The sequence below is a fragment of the Pseudomonas brassicae genome (assembly GCF_010671725.1).
Taxonomy (GTDB): domain Bacteria; phylum Pseudomonadota; class Gammaproteobacteria; order Pseudomonadales; family Pseudomonadaceae; genus Aquipseudomonas; species Aquipseudomonas brassicae.
This window is the reverse complement of record NZ_JAAHBU010000293.1, coordinates 1-5,189: the sequence shown is the minus strand read 5'-3', so window position 1 is coordinate 5,189 and position 5,189 is coordinate 1. Positions and strand designations below refer to the sequence as shown.

Sequence of the window (5,189 nt, the reverse complement as noted above, 5' to 3'; positions counted from 1 at the left end):
GTCCTGCATGCACCGCAAAAACCTGTGGGAGCTGGCTTGCCAGCGAAGGGGCCCTCACCTGCGCTACAGAACGTAGAAGAATATCGCGATGAAGTGCAGCAGGCTCCCGGCAATCACGAACAGGTGCCAGATGCCGTGCCAGTGCCGAAAGCGGCTGTCATAGGCAAAGAAGATGATGCCGATCGTATACAACGCCCCACCCGCCGCCAGCCATGCAAACCCCGCCGTACCCAGGCTGGCCAGCAACGGCTTGACCGCCACCAGCACGATCCAGCCCATCACCGCATAGATCACGATCGACAGCACACGCGCCTCGGAACGCGGCTTGATCTCCTGCAGCATGCCGATCAGCGCCAGCCCCCACACCACCCCGAACAGGCTCCAGCCCCACGGCCCGCGCAGGCTCACCAGGCAGAACGGGGTATAGCTGCCGGCAATCAGCAGGTAGATCGACAGATGATCGAGCTTGCGCATGATCACTTTCGCCCGCCCGCGCACGCTGTGGTACAGCGTAGAGATGCTGTACAGCAGCATCAGCGTGAAGCCGTAGATCGACAGGCTGACGATCTTCCAGGGGTCGCCCTGCATCCCCGCCACCACCAGCAGCCAGATCGCACCGATACAGGCCAGCACGGCGCCGACCAGGTGGGTCCAGGCGTTGAAACGTTCACCGTGGTACATGCAACGAGGTCCTCCGTGGTGTGATTCGAACCCTCACCCTACACAAGCACCGCGTCAGGTGCATTACGCTGTTAGTCCGACACGCTCAGGCGCCCGCCGTCTGCAACAGCTGTTCCAGGCCCGGCAGGTCGGGCACCCGCGCCACCTGCTCACCCACCTGCACCGCCGCCAGCTCCAACGCCGCCAGCGGCACGTCGACGTAGTTGAGCTGGCTGTCGAGCTTGCACGAACGCGGGATGCCCTGCACCAACAAGGCAAAAAAGTGCCGCGACGTCTCCCCCAGCGCATTGAGCACGACGATACGGGCACGCTCGCCGACCTGGGTCTGGCCGCCGCAGGCCGCCTCGAAACTGAGCAACGGCAGGCGCTGGCTGCGCCAGTCGATCCAGCCCAGCAGCCAGGCCGGCTGGTCGGGCGAGGCCGTGCAGGCCTGGTAGCCGATCAGCTCGGCCACCGCCACGTTGGGCAGCACCAGGCAACGGTCGCTCAAGGGCAACAGCAACCCGGTAAGGGTGTTGCGCCGGCTGCTGCGCGGCGTCTGATCAAGCATGCGGCGTACTCCAGCGGGCGATGCTGTGCAGCAGCACCGATTCCTGATAAGGCTTGCCCAGGTAGTCGTTGACGCCGATCGCCATGGCCCGGTCGCGGTGCTTCTGGCCGGTACGCGAGGTGATCATGATGATCGGCAGGTCCTGCAGACGTGGGTCCTGGCGCACCTGGGTGGCCACCTCGAAACCGTCCATGCGCGGCATCTCGATGTCCAGCAGCAGCACGTCGGGACAGTGCTCGGCCAGCACGCTCATCGCATCGACGCCGTCCTTGGCCGTCAGCACATTCATGCCGTGGCGCTCCAGCAGGCGCCCGGTCACCTTGCGTACGGTGACCGAGTCGTCCACCACCAGCACCAGCAGCGGCCGCGCCAGCGCGCCCGGATGATGCTCGATGCGCAGCCGTGCCCCGCTGCCGGTGGCCTTGGACAGTTGCAGGTGCAGCCCGCGCAGTTGCGCCAACAGGTCGAGAATCAGCACCACCCGGCCATCGCCCAGCAGCGTGGCCCCGGCCAGCCCGTGTACCCCGGCAAACTGCGGGCCGAGGCTCTTGACCACGATTTCGCGGCTGGCGGCCAGGCTGTCGACCTGCACCGCGAACTGCTGGTCGTGCGCGTGCACCAGCAACACCGGCAACGGCAGGCTCTGCCCCAGCAGGCGCGGCTGCACCTCGCCCTGCACCAACTGGCCGATGTAACGCAGTTCGTAATGGTGCCCGGCGTAGGCGTAACGCGGCGGTTCCAGCTGGTAGCAGGCTTCAAGCTCCGCCGGCGGTACACGCACCACGCCTTCGATGGTGTTGAGCGGCACCGCGTACTGCTCGTCACCGTAGTGCACCATCAGCGCCCGGTTGACCGAGACGGTGAACGGCAGGCGGATCAAAAAGCGTGCGCCCTTGCCCTGCACCGAGCTGATCACCATCGAGCCGCCCAGTTGCTTGACCTCCTCGTGCACCACGTCCATGCCCAGGCCACGCCCGGAGATCTGCGTGATCTTCTCGGCGGTGGAGAAGCCCGGCTGCAGGATGAACTGCATCACCTCGTGGTCGCTGAGTTCGATGGCCGGGTCGAGCAGGCCCCGCTTGATCGCCTTGCGCCGCACGGCGTCCAGCGGCACCCCGGCGCCATCGTCGGTCATCTCGATGACGATGTCGGCGCCCTCGTGCAGCAGGTTCAAGGCGATCGTGCCCTGCTGCGGCTTGCCTGCCGCCAGTCGCGCCTCGCGGGTTTCCATGCCATGGTCCACGGCGTTGCGCAGCATGTGCTCCAGCGGCGCGACCATGCGTTCGAGCACACTGCGGTCCATTTCGCCTTCGGCGTTGCCCACCACCAGTTCGACCTGCTTGCCCAACTCGCTCGCCACCTGGCGCACCACACGCTGCAGGCGCGGCACCAGACGCTCGAACGGCACCATGCGGGTGCGCGTCAGGCCTTCCTGCAGCTCACTGTTCACCCGCGCCTGCTGTTGCAGCAGGCTGTAGGCGTCGTGGGCGCGTACCGTGAGGGTTTCCTTGAGGTCGAGCAGGTCCGAGGCCGACTCGAACAACGCCCGCGACAACTGCTGCAACTGGGAATGACGGTCCATTTCCAGCGGGTCGAAGTCGTCGTAGCCGAGCGTATCGCCTTCGCTCTGCTGGCGACTGAGGATGCGCCCCTGGGTTTCGGTGTCCAGCCGGCGCAACTGATCGCGCATGCGCTCCAGGGTGGTTTCCATCTCGCTCAGGGCAACCTGGGCGTCATTCACCTGCTGCTCGATGCGCCCGCGAATGATCGAGTTCTCGCCCGCCAGGTTGCCCAGGTCGTCGAGCAGTTCGGCGGTCACCTTGACCATGTCGGCCGGTGCACGCTCCGGCGTCGCGACCGGCGCGTCGACGGGCGCGCTGTCTGCGCCGGGCACCGCGGCCGCGCTATCGCTGAGCGCGGCGCTGCTGAAGTTGCGGATGTAGTCGATCAGCGCCGTGGCGGCATGCAGCGGCTGGTGCAGGCGCACCGCATCGAGCATGTGCGCCAGGCGGTCATGGCAGTTCTGCAGCAGGCTGAACAGCGCGGCACTGGGTTGCAACTGCCCGGCGGCCAGGTGTTCGTAGAGGAATTCGAGCTCGTGGGCCAGGTCGCCGATCGGCGCGATCTCGACCATGCGCGCGCCCCCCTTGAGGGTATGCAGGTCGCGCAGCAGGTTTTCCACCTCGACCCCGTTGCGCGGCTCGGCCTGCCAGCGCAGCAGCGCAGCCCCGGCGCTTTCGACGATGTCGAAGCCTTCTTCGAGAAAGATCTCCAGCAGCTCCTTGTCGCCCTCCTGGCTGGCCGAGGCCCTGCCGGGCTGCAGCGGGGCGCTCACGGCATGGCGAAACTCGCGCAAGGCCGCCAGTTGCTCCACCACCAGCTCTGCAGCCTCGCCGTGCTGCAGTTGTTCGAGCAGGCGCCCGAGCAAGGCGTGGCTTTCGCCGAGCAGGCCCAGCACCAGCGAGCCAGGCGGATAACGGCGCTCGAGCAGGCCTTCGTACAGCGTTTCCAGTTCCTGGGCCAACACCTCCACCGCACCGATACCGGCCAGCTGCGCTCCGCCCTTGAGGGTCTGCAGGTCGCGCTGCAGCGACGACAGCGCCGTGCCGTTGTCAGGGTCTGCGCGCCAGCGCGCCAGGGCCTGGTCGGCGCCGTCCAGAATGTCGCGCGCCTCGTCGAGAAACAGCTCGACCACTTCGCGGCCCAGCGCCTGGTGCTCCAGTTGGCGGGTGGCTTGGGCCAGCTCGGTGATGCGCCCCGGCTGTTCGCCCTGGCTGCGCACCAGGCCCATGGCCTGCGGGTCGAGCCCCTCTTCGAGCAGTTCGCGCAGCGCATGCAGGCGCTGCGGGCTGGCGTCCACCTCCTGGCCCGCAGCAATCTGGTCGAGCATGTTGATCAGGGCTTCATGGGCGAACTGCGCCTCCTGGAAAAACCGCTCGCTGACCGCCAGGCTGCTTTCCTCGACCGCGCCGTACAGGTCCAGCAGCGCCTCGCAGAGCTCGTCCACCTGCCACAGGTCGGCCAGGTGCGCGCTCTGCCCCAGGGTCGTCAGTTCATCCAGCAGCGCGCTCAGTTCCTGACGCTCGCCGGGGTGTTCCTGCCAGCGCTGCAACAGGGTCTCGGCATCCAGCAGGATGTCCATGCCCTGGGCCAGGAAACTGGCGATCAGTTGCGGGTCGCGGCGCACCCGCAGGCCATGGCTGGGCGCGTCACGCAGGGCCTGCAGGCGGGCAGCGACAACCTGGTCGATCTGCTCGATGAGCACCTGTGCACCGGCGATGGCCGCCAGCGGCGTGCGGTCGAGCTGGTCCAGGCCGCGGCGCAGCAGCGGCTCGGCCATTTGCAGCAGGTACAGCTCGTCCAGGTCCAGGCCCAACTGGTGCGCCTTGAATTCCCGCGCCAGCAGGTCAAGCGCGCCGGCCAGCTCGGCAATCGGCACCACGCCGGCCATCGCCGCACTGCCCTTGAGGGTGTGCAGGGCGCGCTGCAAGGCATCGCTGACCGGCACCGGCAACTGCGCCTCGGCCCCCGCCAGGAACTCGTCGATGCTGCCCAGGTGGGTGTTGGCCTCGTTGCGAAAGATTTCCAGCAGTTGCGGGTCGATGGCCTCGGCCGGTGCACTGTGGCCCTGCGCGTCATTCATCGCCAGCGCATGCAGGCGCACCGCCAGGCGCTCCACATCGGCGTGCGGCGGGGTGTGTGCGTTGGCGAATTCGAGCAGCAGCACGGGCAACCGCACCAGGGTCTGTTCCAACCCGGCGAGCACCTCGCGACCGGCCTCGACGCGGCCTTCGAGCATGCGGTTGAGCAGGTGCTCGGCGGCCCAGGCCAGCTCGGCCAGTACCTGCGCGCGCACCATGCGGCCACTGCCCTTGAGGGTGTGAAAAACCACGGCGCATCTCCACCAACCGCTCACGCGAGGTGGTCGAGACCCGCCACTGCTGCCAATCGGCCTGCA

General features: G+C 67.5%; 3 protein-coding genes. All 3 read right to left on the bottom strand.

The features are described from left to right. Positions 1 to 63: 63 nt before the first annotated feature. Positions 64 to 681: a PAQR family membrane homeostasis protein TrhA gene (gene trhA / locus G3436_RS19145; RefSeq protein WP_163948096.1), complete on the bottom strand. Its 618-nt coding sequence runs from the start codon at positions 679 to 681 to the stop codon at positions 64 to 66. 85 nt (positions 682 to 766) lie between these two features. Further along, positions 767 to 1,231: a chemotaxis protein CheW gene (locus G3436_RS19140; RefSeq protein ID WP_163948093.1), complete on the bottom strand. Its 465-nt coding sequence runs from the start codon at positions 1,229 to 1,231 to the stop codon at positions 767 to 769. After that, entirely contained in the window at positions 1,224 to 5,123 is a 3,900-nt protein-coding gene (locus G3436_RS19135; RefSeq protein WP_420801228.1) for an Hpt domain-containing protein, read from the bottom strand. Before G3436_RS19135 ends, G3436_RS19140 begins: the two co-directional genes overlap by 8 nt. Between the last annotated feature and the right edge of the window lie 66 nt (positions 5,124 to 5,189).